Origin of the sequence: Marinobacterium jannaschii DSM 6295, from assembly GCF_000620085.1 — a bacterium.
GTDB lineage: Bacteria > Pseudomonadota > Gammaproteobacteria > Pseudomonadales > Balneatricaceae > Pontibacterium > Pontibacterium jannaschii.
Genome location: NZ_JHVJ01000030.1, coordinates 32960 through 53575, shown reverse-complemented (window position 1 = coordinate 53575; position 20616 = coordinate 32960). Strand labels below are relative to the sequence as shown.

At 57.1% G+C, this 20616-nt stretch carries 18 protein-coding genes and 1 riboswitch; of the genes, 9 read left to right on the top strand and 9 right to left on the bottom strand.

Annotation, left to right across the window (positions count from 1 at the left end):
* Positions 1-17: 17 nt before the first annotated feature.
* Genes Q354_RS25810 through Q354_RS25800 form a run of 4 tightly spaced genes read right to left on the bottom strand, consistent with a single transcriptional unit; the run spans position 18 to position 6246 of the window.
* Positions 18-293, bottom strand: coding sequence for an acyl carrier protein (locus Q354_RS25810; protein WP_051560143.1), 276 nt, complete (start codon positions 291-293; stop codon positions 18-20).
* Entirely contained in the window at positions 290-2083 is a 1794-nt protein-coding gene (locus tag Q354_RS0113940; protein ID WP_051560142.1) for an acyl-CoA dehydrogenase, read from the bottom strand. Before Q354_RS0113940 ends, Q354_RS25810 begins: the two co-directional genes overlap by 4 nt.
* Before the next feature lie 14 nt (positions 2084-2097).
* Positions 2098-3858 (bottom strand): fatty acyl-AMP ligase, encoded by a 1761-nt coding sequence (locus Q354_RS25805; RefSeq protein WP_156948344.1) that lies wholly within the window; start codon positions 3856-3858, stop codon positions 2098-2100.
* A 36-nt stretch (positions 3859-3894) separates the two neighbouring features.
* On the bottom strand, positions 3895-6246 hold the full coding sequence (locus Q354_RS25800) for an efflux RND transporter permease subunit (protein WP_036229877.1): 2352 nt from the start codon (positions 6244-6246) through the stop codon (positions 3895-3897).
* Between the two features lie 1338 nt (positions 6247-7584).
* On the opposite strand from Q354_RS25800, the gene pyrC reads away from it, so the two are divergent.
* From pyrC to nhaR, 8 genes are all read left to right on the top strand, one after another.
* A complete protein-coding gene (gene pyrC, locus Q354_RS0113925) occupies positions 7585-8613 on the top strand; it encodes a dihydroorotase (RefSeq protein ID WP_027858146.1) in 1029 nt (342 codons plus the stop codon).
* Between the two features lie 148 nt (positions 8614-8761).
* Positions 8762-8977, top strand: a riboswitch (cobalamin riboswitch).
* Between the two features lie 178 nt (positions 8978-9155).
* Entirely contained in the window at positions 9156-9953 is a 798-nt protein-coding gene (locus Q354_RS0113920) for a DUF4198 domain-containing protein (RefSeq protein ID WP_027858145.1), read from the top strand.
* Positions 9954-9968: 15 nt separating this feature from the next.
* Positions 9969-10583, top strand: a complete 615-nt coding sequence (gene cbiM / locus Q354_RS0113915) for a cobalt transporter CbiM (RefSeq protein ID WP_027858144.1) — start codon at positions 9969-9971, stop codon at positions 10581-10583.
* Positions 10580-11197, top strand: coding sequence for a hypothetical protein (locus tag Q354_RS0113910; protein WP_027858143.1), 618 nt, complete (start codon positions 10580-10582; stop codon positions 11195-11197). The genes cbiM and Q354_RS0113910 overlap by 4 nt, the downstream gene beginning before the upstream one ends.
* Positions 11198-11200: 3 nt before the next feature.
* Positions 11201-12010, top strand: coding sequence for a cobalt ECF transporter T component CbiQ (gene cbiQ / locus Q354_RS0113905; protein WP_051560139.1), 810 nt, complete (start codon positions 11201-11203; stop codon positions 12008-12010).
* Between the two features lie 4 nt (positions 12011-12014).
* Entirely contained in the window at positions 12015-12710 is a 696-nt protein-coding gene (locus Q354_RS0113900; RefSeq protein WP_027858141.1) for an energy-coupling factor ABC transporter ATP-binding protein, read from the top strand.
* A complete protein-coding gene (locus Q354_RS0113895; RefSeq protein WP_245601053.1) occupies positions 12682-14061 on the top strand; it encodes an MFS transporter in 1380 nt (459 codons plus the stop codon). The genes Q354_RS0113900 and Q354_RS0113895 overlap by 29 nt, the downstream gene beginning before the upstream one ends.
* Positions 14062-14320: 259 nt before the next feature.
* Positions 14321-15235, top strand: a complete 915-nt coding sequence (gene nhaR, locus Q354_RS0113890; protein WP_036229874.1) for a transcriptional activator NhaR — start codon at positions 14321-14323, stop codon at positions 15233-15235.
* Here nhaR and Q354_RS0113885 read toward each other — a convergent pair.
* On the bottom strand, positions 15227-15910 hold the full coding sequence (locus Q354_RS0113885; RefSeq protein WP_027858138.1) for a phosphoglycolate phosphatase: 684 nt from the start codon (positions 15908-15910) through the stop codon (positions 15227-15229). The two genes, nhaR and Q354_RS0113885, sit on opposite strands and share 9 nt — an antisense overlap.
* On the bottom strand, positions 15910-16584 hold the full coding sequence (gene rpe / locus Q354_RS0113880) for a ribulose-phosphate 3-epimerase (RefSeq protein WP_027858137.1): 675 nt from the start codon (positions 16582-16584) through the stop codon (positions 15910-15912). Before rpe ends, Q354_RS0113885 begins: the two co-directional genes overlap by 1 nt.
* A gap of 173 nt (positions 16585-16757) precedes the next feature.
* Between rpe and Q354_RS0113875 the strand changes: the two genes are divergently transcribed.
* A complete protein-coding gene (locus Q354_RS0113875; protein WP_027858136.1) occupies positions 16758-17960 on the top strand; it encodes a DUF3530 family protein in 1203 nt (400 codons plus the stop codon).
* 28 nt (positions 17961-17988) lie between these two features.
* On the opposite strand, the gene djlA is transcribed toward Q354_RS0113875, so the two are convergent.
* From djlA to Q354_RS0113860, 3 genes are read right to left on the bottom strand one after another with little or no spacing between them, the layout of a single operon-like run.
* Positions 17989-18822, bottom strand: a complete 834-nt coding sequence (gene djlA, locus Q354_RS0113870; protein WP_027858135.1) for a co-chaperone DjlA — start codon at positions 18820-18822, stop codon at positions 17989-17991.
* Complete coding sequence (gene murU / locus Q354_RS0113865) at positions 18812-19501, bottom strand: N-acetylmuramate alpha-1-phosphate uridylyltransferase MurU (protein ID WP_027858134.1); 690 nt, start codon at positions 19499-19501, stop codon at positions 18812-18814. Before murU ends, djlA begins: the two co-directional genes overlap by 11 nt.
* On the bottom strand, positions 19498-20541 hold the full coding sequence (locus Q354_RS0113860; protein WP_027858133.1) for an aminoglycoside phosphotransferase family protein: 1044 nt from the start codon (positions 20539-20541) through the stop codon (positions 19498-19500). The genes murU and Q354_RS0113860 overlap by 4 nt, the downstream gene beginning before the upstream one ends.
* Between the last annotated feature and the right edge of the window lie 75 nt (positions 20542-20616).

Genomic DNA, 20616 nt, shown 5'->3' with positions numbered 1-20616 from the left:
GCCCGCCTGCCCGCTGATTACTCAGCCAGGTCGTCGAAGTTATCCACAATGAAGCTGGCGACTTCACGAATGTTCTCGCAGTCCCAGAACAGGGTGCTGGGCAGTTCGATCTCCAGCCAGTCTTCGATATCCCCGACCATAGTGACGGCATCGATCGAATCCAGGCCGTAGCTGGTCAGCTGTTTCTCAAGGTCGATCTCGGAGCGGTCGACTTTCAGGCACTCGGCCAGCAGTTCGACAACTTTGTTCTGTACATCGGTCACGGCTGGGGCGGCGGTAGTCATATCAGTCATGCGATTTTCTCAACGGCTTCAAGTTGTTTTTCAGGCAGGGACAGGGAGACCAGGCTGTAGCTGTCCTGTTCGGTGCTACGGGCCAGCAGTTCATCGGCGACACGCTGATTGATCGCCTCCGGGATCTCCTGATCATCGATATGCAGCTCCAGCAGCAGGCGCTGCAGGCCCAGGGCCAGCCAGTCACCGGCGGCGACATAACTGTCACTGTGTTGCAGGTTATGCAGCCAGTAGTTCAGGGCGCAGATACCAGCGTGGATAATGCAGTACTGGCGTGCCAGGGTGAACATAGTTGGCGATTGCAGCTCGATCTTGCGCTCACCCCCTTCCAGAATCCGAGCCATGTTGGCGCTATGCTTGGCAAACAAAGTCTCGGCCAGTTGCAGGATGCAGACCTGGGTCTCGTTCGGCGCTTCAATCTGCTGCAGCGCGGCGATCGCCTGGGGGAAGCTCTCCATAATGAAGTCACGGCCATGGCTGGAAAGATCCAGTCGGCTGCCATCAAAGGTTTCCACCGCCTGACTCTCATCGAAAATGGCGCTCAGGGTCTGCGGATCCACCAGTTTGCCCTTGCCAAATGCCTTGCGCTGGCGGCGCGCCAGGATCGGCAGCTGGGTGGTCATGGAGTAGAGATTGACCTCGGAGCTGCCATCAAACAGGCTCACCACCTGGCTGTCTCGCAGGGACTTCTGGAAGATCCCCTCTTTGTGCTTCTCACGGAAGAAGAAGCGCGCACCCAGCACGGTGGCCAGGTCTTTCTGCGCCTTATCCAGTTTATACGGTGCGAAACACTTGGCTACCGCTGAGAGGATACTGAACTGCTGTGGGATCACATGCAGGGCACGCGACAGGGCGGTGCCCATGGCATCGCTCACCTGCAGGTCGGCGAAAGCTCCGCTGAGATAGTGACGGGCGTTAGGAATATCGAACACATTACCGCGATAAAGCTGGCGCTCCAGGGCAAACTCCATTACCACCCGCAGGTTATTTTCCAGCGCACCCACCGACAACGCTGCACAAAGAGTACGGGTCACCTGGAAGGTCTTGATCGCCAGTTCCAGGCCGTCACCGACCTTACCGATCAGTGCCGATTTCGGCAGCTTGGTACCGCTGAAACGGATGCCGCAGATATCACAGCCACGCAGGCCATGGGTCTTCACCTTCGGCAGGTAGGTAAAGGTGGAGCAATCGATCTTGCTCTTCTCCACCATAAACAGGGACAGGTTACGGGCACCGCGATCGTTGGCGGTGCGTGCCAGCAACATCACCACTTCGGAGCGGGATGCGCGGTTGATCGGCCACTTCTCCCCGTCGAGGATAAAGCCATCGTCGGTTTCGGTGGCAGTCAGCTTATTGGCCAGCAGGTCGGCACCATGATCCTCTTCGGAGTAGGCCAGGCACATGGCACCGTTGTAGGATTTAGTGATCTCGGCGCAACGCTCTTTCAACGCCTGATCGCCGCCGATCCATACCAGGTTTGACCAGATCATGGTGCTCATGGTCACAGCGGTGGCCAGGTCACGACGCGCCAGTACCTTCCCCAGGGCGTAGAGCTGCTCGTAGCTTTTAAACTTGCCGCCCAGCTCCGCCGGCACATAGTTGTGGTGTAGTTTGATCGACAGCAGGTACTGAAAGAACTCCTCCTGGAAGAATTCAGCCTCATCCAGCTCCATCACCCGCTTGTAGGACATCAGGCTGGTTTCATCATTGGGATCACCCAGGGCGTACTCAACGTCGATCGCCGCCTGGTGCTGTGGCAGTTTAGCCAGCTGCGAAATTGTAGCTTCCATTGTTGTTATTCCTGTTATTTATGGCTATCGCCGTTGAGCATCGCCAGGTACATCCGCTTCGCTGCCTGACGCTGGATCTTGCCGCTGGTGGTCTTGGGCAAAGTACCGGGACGGATAAAGCGCAGGTCCGCCAACTGCATCTCGTGCTGACGCGACACCACCGTGCGGATCTCCTCAAGGATCTCCCCCTGCCCGGCTTCGTCGATACGGATATTCAGCTCCTGCAGCATCACCAGCTGCTCGAAGCCGTCGATATCCACCGCGAAGGCGGCACCGGAGTCCGGCTTCAGTTCGGCATGGGCGCCGGCTACGCTGTACTCGATATCCTGCGGGTAGTGGTTCTTGCCGCGAATGATGATCAGGTCCTTGGTGCGGCCGGAGATAAACAGCTCCTGGCCATCGAAGAAGCCCAGGTCGCCGGTACGCAGGTAGCGGTGGGCGTTATCACCCTCGATCAGGCCGAAGAAATCCTCACCCGGCACCTCGTCGCGCTGCCAGTAGCCGCTGGCGACGCTGCCGCCACGGATCCAGATCTCGCCGATGCGGCGCTCATCGCAGGGCAGACAGCTGACCGGATCGACGATCTTGACCGTCATCTCCGACTCGAACACCCGGCCACTGCTGACCAGTTCGCGGGCTTTATCACCCTGCGCCGCAATCGCTTCACCCCGGGCCAGGCCCTCCTTGTCGTAACCACGAACCACAGCCCCGGCAAAGGTCTCGGCACCGGACACGAACAGGGTGGTCTCGGCCATGCCGTAGCAAGGGAAATGGGCATCCGGGTTAAAGCCAAAGGCCTCGAAACGCTCGCTGAAACGGCTCAGGGTGTCGGCATTGATCGGCTCGGCACCGTTGAAGGCGACTTCCCAGCTGCTCAGGTCTAAGCCATCCAACTGCTTATCGCGGATCCGGCTGACGCAGGCTTCGTAGATAAAGTTCGGCCCGCCGCAGATGGTGCCGCGGTATTTCTGGATCGCCTCCAGCAAGCGAATCGGACGTTGGATTGCCGTTACCGGCGACATAAAGACACAGTGGTAACCGCTGTAGAGCGGTTGCAGCAGTGCCCCGATCAGCCCCATATCGTGGTAAGGCGGCAGCCAGGAGACATTGACGAAATCCGCATGGGGCTTGGTCGCCGCCTTGATCATCGCCGAGTTGTGCATCAGGTTGCCGTTGCTCACCATCACCCCTTTGGGGTTACCGGTGGAGCCGGAGGTATACTGCAGGAACACCACATCGTCCTGCGCCAGCTCGATCGGCTGCCAGTCAGCGGCACTGACCGGCTCAGCCTCGTCGCTGTCGGTGCAGAACCATTCGGCACCGAACAGGCTCAGGCTGGCGATACTCTCTTCGCTGGAGCGCTGCAGCGTCGCCTGATCGGTCAGCAACAGCCTGGGTTTTGCATCCTTTAGGATGCTCTCCAGTCGATTGTAATGGGTGCTCTGGCGCGGCTCATAAACAGGTACCGCAATGGCGCCGGCAAATAGGGTGGCAAAGTAAGCCACCAGATAATCCAGCCCCGAAGGGTACATCAGGATCAGCCGCTCACCGGCTACCTGTCGGCGCTGCAGGCGGGCTGCCAGGATCAGAATCCGCTCTTCCAGTTCGCGGTAACTGATCTCGGCGATCTCGTTTTTCTTCTCTTTCAGATGGGTGTAGGCCAGCTGATCGGGCTGAACACGCGCACGGAAGCGGATCAGGTCGATCAGTGAATCACCCTCAAAAGGTATTAGTTCTTTCATGGCTTTCAGGGCAGAGCCACCTGAATTATCCATATCAGGCAGCTCCACGGCTCGCTTGTCGTTTTAGGATTACTGGGCGGAGACGGTCGCTTTGTCAGCGGCCGTTGCGTTCGCATCGCTGTTTGAAGGGAACAGCCATTTGTCCAGTTTGATCAGCAGTGCTGGCAGCAGCACCAGATCCATCACCACCGCAACGAAGATGGTGATAGCAGAGAGGTAACCGATCACGCTGTTAACCTTGAAACCGGATGTGGTCAGCAGTGCGAAGCCGATCACCAGGATCACCGAGGTCACCACAATCGCCTTACCGACAGTGACAAAGGTGTTCTCCAGTGCGTCCTTCAGGGACATCCCCAAACTGCGGCGGTTATGCATGTAGCGGTTGATAAAGTGGATGCTGTCATCCACCACGATGCCAAAGGTCAGCGCGGTGATGATTGAGGCCGCCATGCCGATAAAGCCGACAGTCAGGCCCCAGACACCCAGCGCCACAAAGGCCGGTGCCAGGTTAGGCAGCAAGCTCAGCACGCCCAGTTTCACCGAACGGAACGACCAGGCCATGATCACTGAGATCAGCAGCACCGCCAGGAAGGTCGCTTCCAGCATGCTGGCGATATTCTTCTGCGCTACGCCGCCAAACATCATCGACCAGCCCAGCCCTTCGCTGCGCATCGCCTGCGGGAAGTTCTGCTTCAACCAACCCTGTGAGCGGGCCTCGAAAGCCAGCAACTGGTTGTTGGTGACATCACCCAGAGTCACAGTAACCCGGCTGCCGGACTTATCGAACAGCACGCGGTCGGTAATACCCAGGCCAAACGGCAGGGAGTTTTCGTACAGCAGGATGTACTGGGCGATCAGATCATTGCTGTCAGGAATCTGATAGGCCTCTTCGCGATCACCATTGAGGTTCTTGTTCAGGCGCTTGATGGTGTCGGAGAACGTATTAACGTGCTTCACTTCCGGCTGCTGGTAGAGCCACTGGGCGAAGCTGTCGAGCTTGTTGAGGTAAGCCGGATCGCTGACAGAGTTACCCTCAGGGGCGGCAAAGTCATACTCCACCACGCTGATACCGGTCAGGTTCTTCAGGGTGAATTCGGTGGAGACGCGGACATCGAAGCTCTCGTCAAAGTAGCGCACGAAATCTTCATTCAGCTCGTTCTTAAACGCCGCCGCACTGAGCAGGACAGAGGCGATCAGGCCACCAATCAGGATCTGACGCGGTGCCGCCCAGACCTTCTTCGACAGTGACAGCAGTGCGTTGGACAGGCGTAGATTCTGCTTGCCCTCCTGTTTGCCCTTCTTCAGTGGCAGCAGGGTCAGCAGCGCTGGCAGCAGAGTCAGCGACAGGAAGCAGGCCGCGAAGATACCACCGGCAACGATGTTACCCAGCTCGCGGAACGGCGGAGCATCGGAGAAGTTCATGCTGAGGAAACCGATACCGGTGCTCAGCGTGGTCAGCAGTACCGGACGGGCATTGCTCTTGATCGCCGCGCCCATCGCTTCGCCCTTACACATCGCCGTATTGCGGAAGTTGTGGAAGAAACTGATCAGAATATGCACACAGTCCGCCACCGCCACGGTGAGGATAATAATCGGCGCCGCGCCGGAAACCGGGTTGATCTTATAACCCATCCAGCCAGCCACACCCATGGAAGCGGCAATGGAAAGCAACATCACCAGCAGCGTTACACCAACGGCAGCGGCAGAGCGCAGCAGCAGGAACAGGCCCACCAGAATGATCAGCAGCATCGCCGGTACCAGGGTGGCACCGTCCTTCTCGGAAGTTTCCGGGAAGGCGTTATTCATCAGCACGATACCGGTCAGGTAGAGGTCGATCTGCGGATGCGCCGCCTCGGTCTCGGCCACCAGGGCACGGGCTGCGGCAACCACTTCACGGGTCTCGGTATCGACCTTGCCATCCGTAAAGTTGATGGTGACATTGACCGCTGTCACCTTGCCGTCTTCAGAGATCAGGCGTCTTTTCAGGTTCGGCTCAGCCAGCGCGGTTGTTTTCACCGCCGCCAGTTGCTGCGCATCCAGTGCAGCCGGGTCGGCCACCAGATCAGCAATAATCAGCTCATCCTGGTCGGCATAGCTATGCTGGTAGTTGGTGATGGAGTCGACCCGGGTCGACAGGGGTAGCTTCCATGCCTTTTCGGTTAGTGTCTTAACCGCAGCAAGGGTTTGCTGTGTAAATACTTCACCGTTTTTCGGTGCCAGTACGAACAGCACGTTGTCGCTCCGGGAGTAATCATCTCCCAGTTTTTCCGAGCGCATCAGCAGCTCGTCGCCTTTATCGAAGTAGACTTTGTAGTCGGCCGTCTGCACGACGTTCGCAGCACCGGTGGCCACTACAATAATGCTCAGAATGCTAAGAAGCACTACCCACCAGCGCTTCTCATACAACCTGGAAAGATCCATTTTTTCTCACCCTATTTGTTAAAGCCTAAGACGCACCCAACCGGCAGTAACAATCAGCAGAGCCAACTCCCGTTTTTACACTCACCCAGGGGGTTCCCAATCCTTACAGGCACAGGTTCCCAATCCCCCATGAATATGACGGAGTTCTTAGATACTAATTGTTTAATTACCTGATGAGATACAGCCTCTGGCCGTCCCCACGCCAAACACCCTTTCCGGGGCGTCAGAAAATCCAGACCGACTTTTTCCGAGTTCTTCGGAAAATAATCCATCCAGACAAAAAACGGGTATAAAGCGCCTCAAAATTAACTAAAGATAACCAGCGCCATTAAACATACGGATGACTAAAAACCAGAAACTTAATATCAAGCCCCCGACATCCGCCAGGGCATCATACTCAGTGAATATTAAGTGAATCTTAAGAAGCCTTAAGATCGACCAGTACAGACCAACCTACCGGTTTTGATCTCTTAAAATAAACAATAGGACCAAGGTATCTACAGGTATCACAGGATGTCGGTCGCTGAAATGATAGAAAGTTATCATTTCACTTTTCTTTCAGTACGAAAAAAGCCTGAGGCCGGCTACGCAAGCAGCCCCACAAATTGCCTACCAGTGAGTAGGTTATTTTTCGTACAAAAATCAGTCAATTTCGGCAATTCTAGCATAAGGCATTGATCAATCAACGGTATTTACATGACCTTTGACAAAAAACAGCAGAGCACAAAACAACCAAAAGTACACCAAGGTCACGATCTTCGCTGATCTCAAATTCAAATCGCCTGTAAAATCAGCCCATTTGCAAACATTAGAAAAACCTTATTCAAACAATCGTTTAAATACATTAGTAACATCTGATTTAAACAACCGTACGATAATAATTCTTTATCGATCACTTAATATCTATTCACACCCAGAAATCGCTTACCGTAATTAATTCATTACAATTCAAAGACCACAAAGATGACTCCAATCTGCGACACTTTTTACTTATTTTCAGGTCTGTTATTTAAGGCTCACAATTATTCTATCAGTTAAATTTCCGAAGACCCGGCCACAATCGTGGAGAAAATGTGAAGAAATCCAAAATCAGGAAACCATCATCGCCTGGGCACTCCGGATCCAGCGTCTCCCAGGCCGCTTCAAAACATTCCGGATCTTTCACGCAATTCAGGAACAGGCCGGTTGCCACCTTTGGGCTTTGACTAACCCGGCACACCGCCAGGCCGTGCTGATGACAGGGATAGTTATTTGCCTGCCGACAGGAGATAATTAGTCTTGGCCTGCCCCTGAGACAGCCACAGACACTTTCCGCAACACTCCGACACTGAGCCTGATATGACCACACTGACAATTACCCGCCCCGACGACTGGCACATCCATCTGCGAGATGGTGAGCAACTGGTCGATACCGTACGTGATGCAAGCCGCTATATGGGCCGCGCGATCATCATGCCAAACCTGGTACCTCCAGCGACCTGCACCGAAACGGCGTTAAGCTATCGCCAGCGGATTATGGCAGCGGGCCCGCAGGGTAATTTTGATCCATTGATGGTGCTTTACCTGACCGATAACACCTCTCCGGAAGAGATCCGCAAAGCCAAGGCAAGCGGCCTGATCTATGCCGCCAAGCTGTATCCGGCCGGTGCGACCACCAACTCCGCTTCCGGTGTGACTTCCATCAATAACATCTATCCAGCACTGGAAGCGATGCAGGAAGTCGGCATGCTGCTGCTGCTGCACGGCGAAGTGACCGACTCCTCCATCGACATCTTCGATCGCGAGAAGGCCTATATCGATTCCACCCTGAAACAGGTGGTCAATGACTTCCCGAACCTGAAGATCGTACTGGAACATATCACCACTAAAGATGCCGCCGATTTCGTGATGGCCGCCGGTGAAAACCTGGGCGCCACCATTACCGCCCACCACCTGCTGTACAACCGTAACCATATGCTGGCGGGCGGTATTCGCCCGCACTACTACTGCCTGCCGATCCTGAAGCGCAACACTCATCAGGAAGCACTGATTAAGGCAGCCACCAGCGGCAGCAACAAGTTCTTCCTCGGTACCGACTCGGCACCGCACTATAAGGACAAGAAGGAAGCGGCCTGTGGTTGTGCCGGTGCCTATACCGCGCATGCCTCAATTGAGCTGTACGCCGAAGCCTTCGAAGAAGCAGGTGCGCTGGATAAACTGGAAGCTTTCGCCTCTTTCAATGGTCCCGACTTCTATGGACTGCCGCGCAACAGCGACACCATTACACTGGTTAAGGAAAGCTGGGATGTACCGGCAACTTACCCTCTGGGTGATTCCAGCGTAGTGCCGATCCGTGCCGGTGAGCAGATCAGCTGGAAAGTGAAATAAGCCCCTTGCGGCCCTATGCTGAATCGTGACAGCTAAAATGGCTCCTCTTGCAGGAGCCATTTTTCGTTTATGAATTCCATTCAGCATCAACTGAGAAAGCTTCTCATTCCCTGCTTGCGAATTGATTGACTTCAGGCCCATGCCTGCAATAATCCCTGCTGTCTCTGGTAGCGACCAAGCAGTCGCTTTAATCGGGAAGTCGGTTCAATTGTTTCAGCTAAGCCGACGCTGCCCCCGCAACGGTAGATGAGTAAAGGTATCCATTTTAAGCCACTGAGCCCCGCCAGGGCATGGGAAGGCGGATACCGGGAGTATTGGACTCCCCCTCATAAGCCCGGATACCGGCCAGAAACACCGTGAAAAGGAACTTCCGTTCCTTGCGGTTCGTATTGGTAAAGCGGAGGGCTTTACCGGCGAGGGTAATTTAGAATCCGCTTTTCGGCATCAGGCTTGCTGGCCCGGTGCGGCTTGTCGTATCTGATCTCCAGATCTACCCCTGCCCTGTGTCCTCCTTCTCAATTTCTAATGTTTGAGAGGTTCCCTTGAAAAAAGCACTACTAGCAGGCGCTATACTGGCGCTGAGCAGCTTGTCAGCTCAGGCCCATTTCCAGCTGATCTACACCCCCGAACTGGCGCTGGAGAGAGGCAAAAGCCTGACCCTGAAAATGCCATTTGCCCATCCTGGCAGCAACGGCGGCGTGATGGATATGGCCAGGCCACAGTCACTGAAACTGATCCATAAAGGTAAAGAGAAGGACCTGAGCAGCAAGCTGGAGCCGATCGGCTGGTCCGGTGGTGAAGAACAGGCCGCGGCCTGGCAGGCCCTGGCCAAGCTTCGCGGTATGGGCGACTATGTTTACCTGCTGACCCCTGAACCTTACCTGGAAGTATCAGAAGACGCCTATATCCAGCAGATCACCAAGACCATTATTAATGTCGGCGGCCTGCCGACTGACTGGGAAAATGAGCTGGGCCTGAAGGCTGAGATTGTGCCGCTGCAGGCACCTTATGCTGTCTACGCAGGTGGTACCTTCTCCGGGGTAGTAAAGAGTGAAGGCAAGCCGGTTCCCTTTGCCGAAATCGAGGTGGAGCTGATCAACTATAAGCCGGATATGCAGGCTAATCGCTTCGACGATAAAGCAACCTACAACTATCCCAGCGGCCTCTATGAAACCCTGAGTATCCGTGCCGATGCCAACGGCACCTTCACCTTTGGCGTTCCCGTCGCCGGGATCTGGGGCTTTGCCGCACTGGGTGTCGGTCCGGACAAGGAACATAAGGGTAAAGAGCTATCTCAGGATGCGGTACTCTGGATCGAAGCCAAATCCCTGACCCCCTGATATCAGGACCCCACTATGCATATTGTTGATGGCGCCCTCGCCAATGAAGTGGTTATCGCCGGCGCGCTGCTGAGTGCTGCAGGTGTGGCTATTGGGCTGAAAAAGATGGATATGGATCGCTTGCCCCAGACAGGCATCCTCAGTGCGGTATTCTTTATCGCCTCGCTGGTGCATGTGCCGGTCGGTTTCTCCAGTGTCCACCTGATACTGAATGGCCTGATCGGTATTGCGCTGGGCTGGGCGGCTTTCCCGGCCCTGCTGATCGCCCTGCTGCTACAGGCGGTGTTCTTCGGCTTCGGCGGCCTGCTGGTGCTGGGGGTCAACACCTTTAATATCGCCCTGCCCGCGTTGTTGGTCTATCTGATATGCGGCCACGGCGTGCGCCATCTCAATCCTAAGGTCGCTGCATTATGGGGTGCGGCCGCCGGTGCCCTGGCGATCGCCTTTACCGCATTGCTGGTTGGCGCCTCCCTGGCGCTGTCCGGCGAAGGCTTTATCACCGCAGCCAAGCTGGCATTTGCCTCCCATATCCCGGTAATGCTGCTGGAAGGCTTCCTCACCGGCGCCACCGTGTTGCTGCTGAGCAAAGTAAAACCGGAGATCCTCGGCGTTAGCGGAGACCGGGCATGAGCAGACCACAACAGCTTGTCGGCTGCCTGATTATTGCCAGCAGCCTGCTGTCCGCTAATGCACTGGCGCACAAGGTACTGGCATCCGCCTACGGCAACGGTCACTTGATTGAGGGCGAGATCGGCTTCTCCAACGGCGATATGGCCAAGGCAGGCACCCTGGTTCAGGTATCGGTTGGAGGTCAGAAGGTCGGCGAGGCCGTGATCGACGACGAGGGGTTCTTCAGCTGGCAGGCTGAGGTCGCGGCCGATCATCACTTCTTCGCCGATCTCAGTGCCGGGCATATCGCCGACTTCATGCTGCCTGCCGACGAGCTATCGGGCCTGCCCGGCTCCAGCGGCATGACAGCTGATAAAGCGGCAATCACTGCAGCAGTGCAGGCGGGTGCCGCTTCCGGGATTGCAGCAGCGGGTTTAAGCGAAGAGATCCGCCAGGCGGTGGCGCGTCAGATCAAGCCACTGCGCAAAGAGATCAGCGCACTGAAAGAGAAACGTCAGTTTCAGGATATACTAGGCGGCATTGGCTATATCTTCGGCCTTTTCGGCGTCGGTGCCTGGGTGGCAACACGGCAGAAGGAGAAGAAGCTGACCATTGCCTCACAACAGCGGAATTAAGCAGTGCCTAAGTTTCTCGAACACAGTACCGTCAGCTGGAAGGGCCAGCAACTGAAACACCCCAGCAGTGCGATAGACCGGCTGGACCCCCGCCTGCGAGCGGTACTGACGTTTCTGTTTGCGCTGCTGGTGGTCAGCTGCCAGCACTATCCGGCACTGATCTCTGCCCTGCTGGTCTCGCTGGTTACCGCGATGATCGCCCGGGTCGATCGCAAACGCACCCTGCGCCGGGTGCTGGCGATGGACCTGTTTATGATCTTCCTGCTGATCCTGCTCCCCTTCAGCGTACCCGGCGACAGCTTTCTGACACTGGCAGGCCTGAGTGCCAGCTGGCAGGGCCTGCACCAGGCCCTGGTGATTATCCTCAAGGCCAATGCGGTGATCCTGATGTTGCTGACGCTGGTCGGCACCATGGATGCCAGCACCCTGGGACACGCGCTGGCCCGGCTGAAGGTTCCCGAGAAGCTGGTGCACCTGATGCTGTTTACCGTACGCTACCTGGACGTAATCAACCGCGAGTACAAACGCATGCGTATGGCGATGCGCGCCCGCAGCTTTGTCGCCCGCAGCGACCTGCATACCTGGCGCACCTTCGGCTACCTGTTCGGGATGTTGCTGGTACGCTCGCTGGAGCGCTCAGAACGCATAATGATGGCAATGAAGTGCCGCGGCTTTAAGGGCCAGCTCTACCTGCTGGATGAGATTCACTGGCGCAGGCAGGACAGCTTCTGCTGTTTGCTGGCGACAGCGATTCTGGCGATTATTGCCGGACTGGAACTCAACAGCCCGCTCCTGCTCTCCAATGGTGGATAACCTGATGCAAAGCCCCCTGATCGAACTGAAAAACCTCAGCTACGCCTACCCCCGTCGCGGCAAGGTGCTCGACCAAGCCAACTTCCGGTTACAGCGAGGGGAAAAGATCGCCCTGACCGGCGATAACGGGGCCGGCAAGACCACCCTGTTCCATCTCCTGACCGGCCTGCTGAAAAAGCAACAGGGCGAGGTGATCGCCTTTGGCCAGTGCTGCGAACAGGAAAGTGACTTCGTGCCGATGCGCGCCCGCATCGGCCTGTTGTTTCAGGACCCGGACGATCAGCTGTTCTGTCCCACGGTACTGGAAGATGTTGCTTTCGGACCGCTTAACCTGGGCAAGAGCCGTGAACAGGCGATGCAGATCGCCCGTGACACTTTAACCCGGCTGGGCATGTCCGGCTTTGAAGAGCGCATCACCCACCAGCTCTCTGGCGGCGAAAAGCGGATGGTGACACTGGCGGCGGTACTGGCGATGGAGCCGGAGGTCCTGCTGCTGGACGAGCCCTCCAATGCCCTCGACCAGAAGGCCCGCCAGCGCCTGATCGATACCCTGCAAACCTTGCCCCAGGCGATGATTATCATCTCGCATGAGCCTGACTTCCTCAGCCAGATCTGTAACCGCCATATCCGGTTGGAAGCGGGTAAACTGCTGGAGGAGAGATCCTGTGAAAATGCCCGCCCTGCTGTCGCCGCTGGCTAACCGCCGCTTCAGCGGCCTGTTTGCCTCACAACTGATCTCACTGCTGGGCACCGGCCTGACCAGCATCGCCCTGGCACTGCTGGCCTATGAAATGAATCCTGACTCTGCCGGTCTGGTACTGGGACTCGCCCTGACGATCAAGATGGTGGCCTACCTGCTGGTGGCACCGATCGCCAGCGCCCTGACCGAAGGCCGTCCGGCCAGGCCACTACTGAGCAGCCTGAACCTGCTTCGCGCCCTGATCCTGCTGCCGCTGCCCTGGGTCGACCAGCTGTGGCAACTGCTGCTGTTAATCTTTGCCCTCAATGCCTGCGCCGCAGCCTATACGCCGGTGTTTCAGGCGATGTTGCCGGATATATTGCCGGATGACGAGGAATATACCCGCGCCCTTTCCCTCTCCCGCCTGGCGATGGAGCTGGAGAATCTGGCCAGCCCGCTGCTGGCTGCGCTGCTACTGGGCTTTAGCCACTACAGCACCCTGTTTAACCTCAACAGCCTGGCCTTCCTGATCGCTGCCTGCGTGATTCTGCTGATGCAGTTGCCGGGCAACCGCCCGGTGGAGCGACAACAGGGCTTTCTCTACAACACCCTGTTTGGCTGCCGTGCCTACCTGAAGACGCCGCGCCTGCGTGCGGTGCTCGGCTTACACCTTGTAGTCTCGCTGGCCGGCGCGATGGTGCTGGTCAACACCGTGGTCTTCGTGCGCGAGCAGTTTGGCATGACTGAAGCAGACGTCGCCTTTGCCATGGCAACCTATGGCTGCGGTGCGATGCTGGCTGCATTGCTGATCCCCTCACTGCTGAATGTCACCAGGGACCGTCCGGTATTACTCAGTGGGGCACTGATCAGCTCACTGGCGCTGTTCAGCGGCCTGCTGGTCGACAGCTGGCCCGCACTGCTGACGCTCTGGTTCCTGCTCGGCATCACCAACGCGCTGATCCTGGTTCCCACCGGCCGGGTGATCCGGCTCTCTTGCCAGCCGCAGGATCGCAATGCCTACTTCGCCGCCAACTTCGCCCTGTCCCATGGCTGCTGGCTGATCGCCTACCCACTGGCGGGTCTGGTGGGCAGCCTCTCACTGGGGTCCCTGTTCCTGCTACTGGCGCTGCTGAGCCTGCTGGCCACCGGCTACGCCTGGCGCAGCTGGCCCACGACTGACTCACTGACTCTGGAGCACAGCCATGATCCACTCAGGCACCAGCATCTGCACAGTCATGGCGATGACCACCACCAGCACAGTCACGAAGGCTGGGAAGGCCCGGAGCCTCACTCCCACCCGCACGATCATGAAGCGGTCCGCCACAGCCACCCGTTCAGTATTGACGAACACCACCTGCGCTGGCCGCGTTAGCTCGGCTAAAAGTCCTGCCGCCGAATTTCGGGCAAAAAAAAACCCCGACAAGGTCGGGGCGGGCAAATAGCATTGTGATTAGAGCCTGCTAAGTTTTTAGTCTTTGCAGAAGACCGTCTTTTGAGGGAGACCTTAGAAGAAACCGTTTATTCATTGAGGGTGAAATAAACTGTTCCCTTACAACTGGTTTTCAGTATAGTCACACCAACCAACAATAAAATTCGTATTTAATGCAAATTTAATAAGATTTTTACGAACTATGCTTCACCAGCTCAACTTCAAACACCTGCGCTATTTTCTTGCCGTCGCCCAGGCCGGGTCGATTGCCCAGGCCAGTGAAACTCTGAACCTGACACCCCAGACGATTTCAGGCCAGCTGAAGTTGCTGGAGGATCAGCTGGGGGTTGAGTTGTTCGAGCGCGCCGGCCGCGGCCTGAGACTGACCGATGCCGGACGTCATGCCCAGGCCTATGCCGAACAGATCTTCTCTATGGGTGAGGCGTTGCAGGAACAACTGAAAAACCCGGCCCAGTCGCTGCGACGCTTCAGTGTAGGCATCGCCGATGTGCTGCCAAAACTGATCTCCTACCACCTGCTGGAACCGGCGCTGGAGCTGGATGAAGCGGTACACCTGGAGTGTCGGGAGGGCAGTATGGAAACCCTGCTAGCCGACCTGGCGGCGCATAAAGTAGATATGGTGCTGACAGACCGACCGGTGGATGCGGGCTTTAACGTCAAGGCCTATAACCACCTGCTGGGCGACTGCCCGATGTCGCTGTTTGCCAGTGCAGAGCTGGTCGAGCGCTATCAACCGGGCTTCCCCCGCTCGCTGGAGGGCGCACCGATGCTGATGCCCACCAGCGATACCATTATCGGTGCCAGCCTGCGCAAGTGGTTCGACAGTCAGGGACTCAGTCCGGAGATCGTGGTGGAGTGTGTCGATCATGCCCTGCTGGGCACTTTCGGTATGGCGGGTAAGGGGATATTCTGCGGCCCGGCGCTACTGGAAGCGCAGATCGAGCGGCAATACAACGTTAAAACGCTGGCACGGGTGGAGGCGATTCCGGAGCGTTTCTATGCCATCTCACTGGAGCGCAGGATCCGCCATCCCGGCGTGCTGGCAGTTACCAACAGCGCCCGGCGAACCCTGTTTAAGATCGAGCAGTCAGAGTAACTGATCGAGCCGCTCAACAATCAGGTCAGGCCTGGCGTCCGCGATCGGCTGGCCATGATTGTAGCCGTAAGGCACACAGGCCACGGCACAACCGGCATTGCGACCAGCTCCGACATCGTTCAGCGAATCCCCCACCATCAGCGACTGCGCCGCTGTAGCGCCGCATTCCGCCATCGCCGCCAGCAGCATCTGCGGATCAGGCTTGCGGGTAGGCAGGCTGTCGCCACCCAATACCACCGCAAAGTATGGCGTCAGGCCAAAGCCGTCCAACATGGTACGGGTAAAGGCGATCGGCTTATTGGTCACTACCGCCATCGTAATACCGCGTGCTTTCAGGCCATCCAGACACTCGATAACGCCGGGATAGAGTTCACTCTGATCCGCGGTCGCTTCGCCGTAGTAGTCCAGAAACAGGGCATAACCGCGCTCAAACAGTGCTGCCGGCAGCTCAATATCACCCACATCATGCTGTCCGGCCAGTGCCCGCTTAACCAGCACCTGGGCACCATTACCGACCCAGTGGCGGACCCGCTCGATTCCGGCAGGCGCCTGTCCCAGCGCCTGTAACATGCGATCGATCGCCCGGGCCAGGTCCGGCACACTGTCGACCAGGGTACCGTCCAGATCGAACAGCACCAGCGCCGGATCACGACCGTTAAACAGGCGCTGCATCATCACTTAGCGGCCTGTGCCAGTTCAGCGCGCATGGCATCGATAGTGGCTTTATAGTCTTCGGTATTGAAGATGGCGGAACCGGCAACAAAGGTATCTGCACCCGCTTCGGCGATTTCGCGGATATTCTGGATACCCACACCGCCGTCAATCTCCAGACGAATATCGTAGCCGCTGTCGTCGATCATCTTGCGCGCCTGACGCAGTTTATCCAGCGTGCCCGGAATAAACTTCTGACCGCCAAAGCCCGGGTTCACCGACATCAGCAGCACCATATCCACCTTGTCCATGACATATTCCAGATGACTCAGCGGTGTCGCCGGGTTAAACACCAGACCGGACTTACAGCCACCGTCCCGGATCATCTGCAAGGAGCGATCGATATGTTCGGAACCTTCCGGGTGGAAGGTGATAATAGAAGCACCTGCTTCAATAAAGTCACCGATGATACGATCAACCGGCTTGACCATCAGGTGCACATCAATCGGAGCCGTAATACCGTGCTTACGCAGCGCCTTGCACACCATAGGCCCGATGGTCAGGTTAGGCACGTAATGGTTATCCATCACATCGAAATGGACATAGTCGGCACCAGCCGCCAGCACGTTATCCACCTCTTCTCCCAGACGGGCAAAATTAGCAGAAAGAATCGAAGGAGCAATTTTGAAGTCGGACATGATCTTCTCTTGTCATTGAATCAGTGGCTGACGTCCTGTCGCCGGAGATTGGGTATTCAGGCTCCGCGTGCCTGATTTTAATGGCGGCTATTGTACCTGAGGCTGCGCTTCGGCACATAGGGGCAGCAAATGCTTTCTTGCTGAGTTCGCGAAGGTTGTTGATAATTGATCAGATGAAACTCCGTACCTGCCTGCTCAGTCTGCTGTTGCTCCTGGGCCAACCCGTACTGGCCGCTGACGAAGAAACGCCAGCGGAGGCCAGCACTGACACCGAGTCCGGCGCTCAGCAGGCCGGAGACGCGGCAGATGCGCCGGTCGAGCCGCTGCCTCCCAGAATTCCCGCTAACCCCGACCAGAATACTATCGCCGACCTAGTGCGCCTGCACAGCCCGGGGTCAGAAATTGTCTGGCTCGACAGTGGTAAAGAACAGGTGATGTCACTCTACCTTGCTGAGGGTAAAGGCCGTCATCTGGGTGGCGTTATTCTGTTTCCTGATCAGGATGCCCATCCTGAGTGGCCCGCCGCGATCAACCCGCTACGACAGGGTCTTGCCGATGCGGGCTGGTATACCCTTGCGCTCTATATGCCCCGCCCGCCACGGATGCCGGTACCGGAGCGAACCCTGCCCACACTGGTCAGTCTGACTCCGCCCACAGAGCCGGCATCGGAAGATCAAGCCGGTGATGAAGCTGCGGCCACGACAGAAGACGAAACCAGCAGCGATCAGAGCGCAGAAGCCTCTCCCAGCGAGACAGGAGCGGGCAACGAATCGGACAACAACAGCAGCGCCGGTGACCCGGCTCCGGCTCAGGAATCACCGGATGCCGAACCGGAAGAGCCGGCCGAACCTTATGATGCGGTGATCCAGCGTTATGCCGGTGCCGCCTACGAGATGATGCGCAGCCGCGGCCACAACCGGATTATTGTGCTGGGAGTGGGTACCGGCGCAACCTGGGCCGCTAAATATGTACAGGAACATCAGGCCAGCCAGGACGTTCGCCTGGTGATGATGAATGCCCGTCAGCCGGAATTCCCCGGAGCCCCCAATCTGATGAGCCTGCTGGCTGATATCAAAGGCACGACACTGGACCTCTATCATGGCAGCCGACCGCAGGCGTTCTATCTTGAAGGCGGGCCGGAACAACGCATGCGTCAAGCACGTCACCTCAATCAGGAGAACTATCGCCAGCGCCGTATGCCTGCGGCGGCCTTCAACTGGAAACAGCAGGAGCGCTGGCTGGTCAGGCACGTAAAAGGGATGCTACAGCGCTATATAGTTGAAGCAGATGAGAAGAACGTCAGAGCCCTGCAGGAGGTTGATACGCCGGAGTCGCCTCCGACAGAAGCACCGCCGGGCGGGTCTCCCGGCGTCTAAGGGGCGTACCACAATCAGACCGAATCGGTCAGCTTACTTTGCGCGCTGTCTTGATCCGTTCATAAGCGGCCTGAATCTCCTGCGCCTTCTCCTTAGCCAGCTCGATCATATCTTCCGGCAGGCCCTTAGAGACCAGCTTATCCGGATGATGCTGACTCATCAGACGACGATAGGCTTTCTTCACTTCCGCGTCAGATGCGTCCTCACTGACGCCCAGAGTGCCATAAGCATCCTTCAGCAGCATTGCGGCGCTCTCGGCACTGCCAAAGCCACCCTGATGGTGGAAAGACTGCTGTGCCTGCATGCGCGCCACCAGTGCCATAATCTCCTGCTGAGTCATCTGCAACTGCAGGCAAACCTGTTGGATGATCTTCAGCTCATTTTCGCTCACCGAACCATCCGCCATCGCCGCCTGTAGCTGGATCTCAACAAAGATCACCCGCACATTCGGCCGATAGCGCAGGAAAGCCGCCAGCGGTCGCAGCACTTCTGCGATATCGAAGTCATCCTCTTTGCCACGGTTGAACAGCTCGATCGCCGAACGGCGGCGCTCTTCATCCAGCCGCATCTGGTCCATCACTCCGCGGGCAAAGGCGATCTCATCTTCAGTAACCCGGCCATCGGCCTTAGCCAGTTTGCCCATCACGGCAAACGTCGCGCGAAAAAAGGATTCCTGGGGATTGTATTTCTGTACTGCCCGTTTCAGGCCGCGGGAGATCCAGAAACCGATCAGTCCGCCGAAGAACAGCCCCCAGATACCTCCGCTCGCCAAACCGATCAGACTGCCTACCACAATCGCTGTGGAGTGACGCTTTACGCTCTCTCCCAGCTCACGACCGATATTTTCTGCGTCAAACGCCATCTATTCTGTTCTCCAAAACCATCTGTTCTACTTCTGCCAGCCGCTGCGGCGTACCCACATCGGTCCAGAAGCCATCAAAGTATTCACCGCTAACCTGTCCGGCGGCGATCGCCCGGCGTAACAGGGGTCCCAGTGCAGCAGGCTCACCCGCATTGAGACCGGCAAACAGCTGCGGCGACAGCACGCTGATACCGCTGAACGTGTAACGCGGCCCACTGTTATCATTCAGCATCCCGGCCGACAGATTAAAGTCGCCCTGTGGGTTATGCGCCGGGTTTTCCACCAGAATCAGGTGGGCGAGCTTACCTGCGGGCAGGGGACGTAGCTGCGTAAAGGGATAGTTGGTGAATACATCGCCATTCACAACAACAAAGCTCTCGCCGGCGTCCGCCAGCAGCGGTAATGCCTTACAGATACCACCGGCGGTCTCCAACGCCTGCGTTTCAGCAGACAAGCTTATCTTCAGCCCTTCCCGGCGGCTATCAGCCAAAAAGCTAACCAGTTGCTCACCCAGCCAGGCATGATTGACCACCAGCTCACGGAAACCGGCCTGCTGCAGCCGCTGCAGGTGGTATTCGATCAGCGGTTTCCCCGCGACCGGCAACAATGGCTTGGGCTTTGACAGGGTCAGGGGGCGCATCCGCCGTCCTTCACCGGCGGCCAGAATCATTGCTTTCATCCGGTATTCCCGTCCGCCAGCTGAAGCTGTGCCTGGGTAAAGTAGCCACTGCGCTGCATAGCAGGCTTAACTCTGCACTCGAGCCATTGATTAAACTCCGTCAGCGCCTCGTATTGCCCGGCAACCTGCTGTATATAGGCCAGTACCAGCGGGATATCCTTCAGGTAGCCCTGTTTGCCATCGCGCAATTTCAGTCGGGCGAAGATACCCAGACACTTGATATGGCGCTGCATTCCCATCAGGTCAAACCAGCGCATAAACTGCTGTGCGGTGATATCCGCCCTGTCCAGCTGGTTCAGATAGTAGAGACACCAGTTTTCAACATCCTGCTGCGGCCAGCGGATATAGCAATCCCGCAACAGCGAGACCAGGTCGTAGCTGAGCGGGCCATGGACGGCATCCTGAAAATCGATCATCACCAGCTGTTCATGGCTGAGCATCAGGTTGCGACTGTGGTAATCACGATGAACCAACACCTGCGGTTGTTCCAGTGCCGAATTCAGCAGCAGTCCAGAGACAGCGTCCAGCATCTTTTGTTCCGACGGATCGATCTCCAGCCCCAACAGGGCTGCCAGAAACCATTCGGGCATCAGGTCCAGTTCTCGCTGCAGAAAAGCGCCATCATAATCCGGCAGGAGATGCTCCTGTGGCGCATCACATGCCTGCAGCTTTAACAGCAGATCGATGGCATCGCGATAGTGTCCCGTGGCCGTCTGCGGATTCAGCTGATCCAGTAACAGGCTGTCACCCAGGTCTTCCAGCAACATCAACCCCTGTTCAGCCGCGGCGGCAATAACCTCCGGCACCCGGATACCCTGCCGTTGCAGGCTGTCGGCGATGGCTATAAATGGCTCACAGGGCACCAGCTGCGGCGGTGAGTCCACCGCAATCCAGCTGCGTTCACCATCGGCCACGCGGAAATATCGGCGCACACTGGCATCACCACCCAGTCCCTTGACCGACCAGTCGGGCGACACATTCACAACTCCGGGCAAAATCTGCCCAAGCCAGCCGCTCAGCTGACTTTCTCTTGGATCCATTCAGGTCGATCCCCTAGCACATAACCCATTGAAGCATTATCATTCTTGGTTTGACCCACTATGTTACTCGACAGG

Excerpts from the sequence above, each read along its gene's own strand:
- rpe (WP_027858137.1), bottom strand. The coding sequence starts at position 16,584 with ATGTCCGACTTCAAAATTGCTCCTTCGATTCTTTCTGCTAATTTTGCC.
- Q354_RS0113885 (WP_027858138.1), bottom strand. The coding sequence starts at position 15,910 with ATGATGCAGCGCCTGTTTAACGGTCGTGATCCGGCGCTGGTGCTGTTC.
- Q354_RS0113900 (WP_027858141.1), top strand. The coding sequence starts at position 12,015 with ATGCAAAGCCCCCTGATCGAACTGAAAAACCTCAGCTACGCCTACCCC.
- nhaR (WP_036229874.1), top strand. The coding sequence starts at position 14,321 with ATGCTTCACCAGCTCAACTTCAAACACCTGCGCTATTTTCTTGCCGTC.
- Q354_RS0113875 (WP_027858136.1), top strand. The coding sequence starts at position 16,758 with ATGAAACTCCGTACCTGCCTGCTCAGTCTGCTGTTGCTCCTGGGCCAA.
- Q354_RS25800 (WP_036229877.1), bottom strand. The coding sequence starts at position 6,246 with ATGGATCTTTCCAGGTTGTATGAGAAGCGCTGGTGGGTAGTGCTTCTT.
- pyrC (WP_027858146.1), top strand. The coding sequence starts at position 7,585 with ATGACCACACTGACAATTACCCGCCCCGACGACTGGCACATCCATCTG.
- Q354_RS25805 (WP_156948344.1), bottom strand. The coding sequence starts at position 3,858 with ATGGATAATTCAGGTGGCTCTGCCCTGAAAGCCATGAAAGAACTAATA.
- murU (WP_027858134.1), bottom strand. The coding sequence starts at position 19,501 with ATGAAAGCAATGATTCTGGCCGCCGGTGAAGGACGGCGGATGCGCCCC.
- cbiM (WP_027858144.1), top strand. The coding sequence starts at position 9,969 with ATGCATATTGTTGATGGCGCCCTCGCCAATGAAGTGGTTATCGCCGGC.
- Q354_RS25810 (WP_051560143.1), bottom strand. The coding sequence starts at position 293 with ATGACTGATATGACTACCGCCGCCCCAGCCGTGACCGATGTACAGAAC.
- djlA (WP_027858135.1), bottom strand. The coding sequence starts at position 18,822 with ATGGCGTTTGACGCAGAAAATATCGGTCGTGAGCTGGGAGAGAGCGTA.
- Q354_RS0113860 (WP_027858133.1), bottom strand. The coding sequence starts at position 20,541 with ATGGATCCAAGAGAAAGTCAGCTGAGCGGCTGGCTTGGGCAGATTTTG.
- Q354_RS0113910 (WP_027858143.1), top strand. The coding sequence starts at position 10,580 with ATGAGCAGACCACAACAGCTTGTCGGCTGCCTGATTATTGCCAGCAGC.
- Q354_RS0113895 (WP_245601053.1), top strand. The coding sequence starts at position 12,682 with ATGCCCGCCCTGCTGTCGCCGCTGGCTAACCGCCGCTTCAGCGGCCTG.
- Q354_RS0113940 (WP_051560142.1), bottom strand. The coding sequence starts at position 2,083 with ATGGAAGCTACAATTTCGCAGCTGGCTAAACTGCCACAGCACCAGGCG.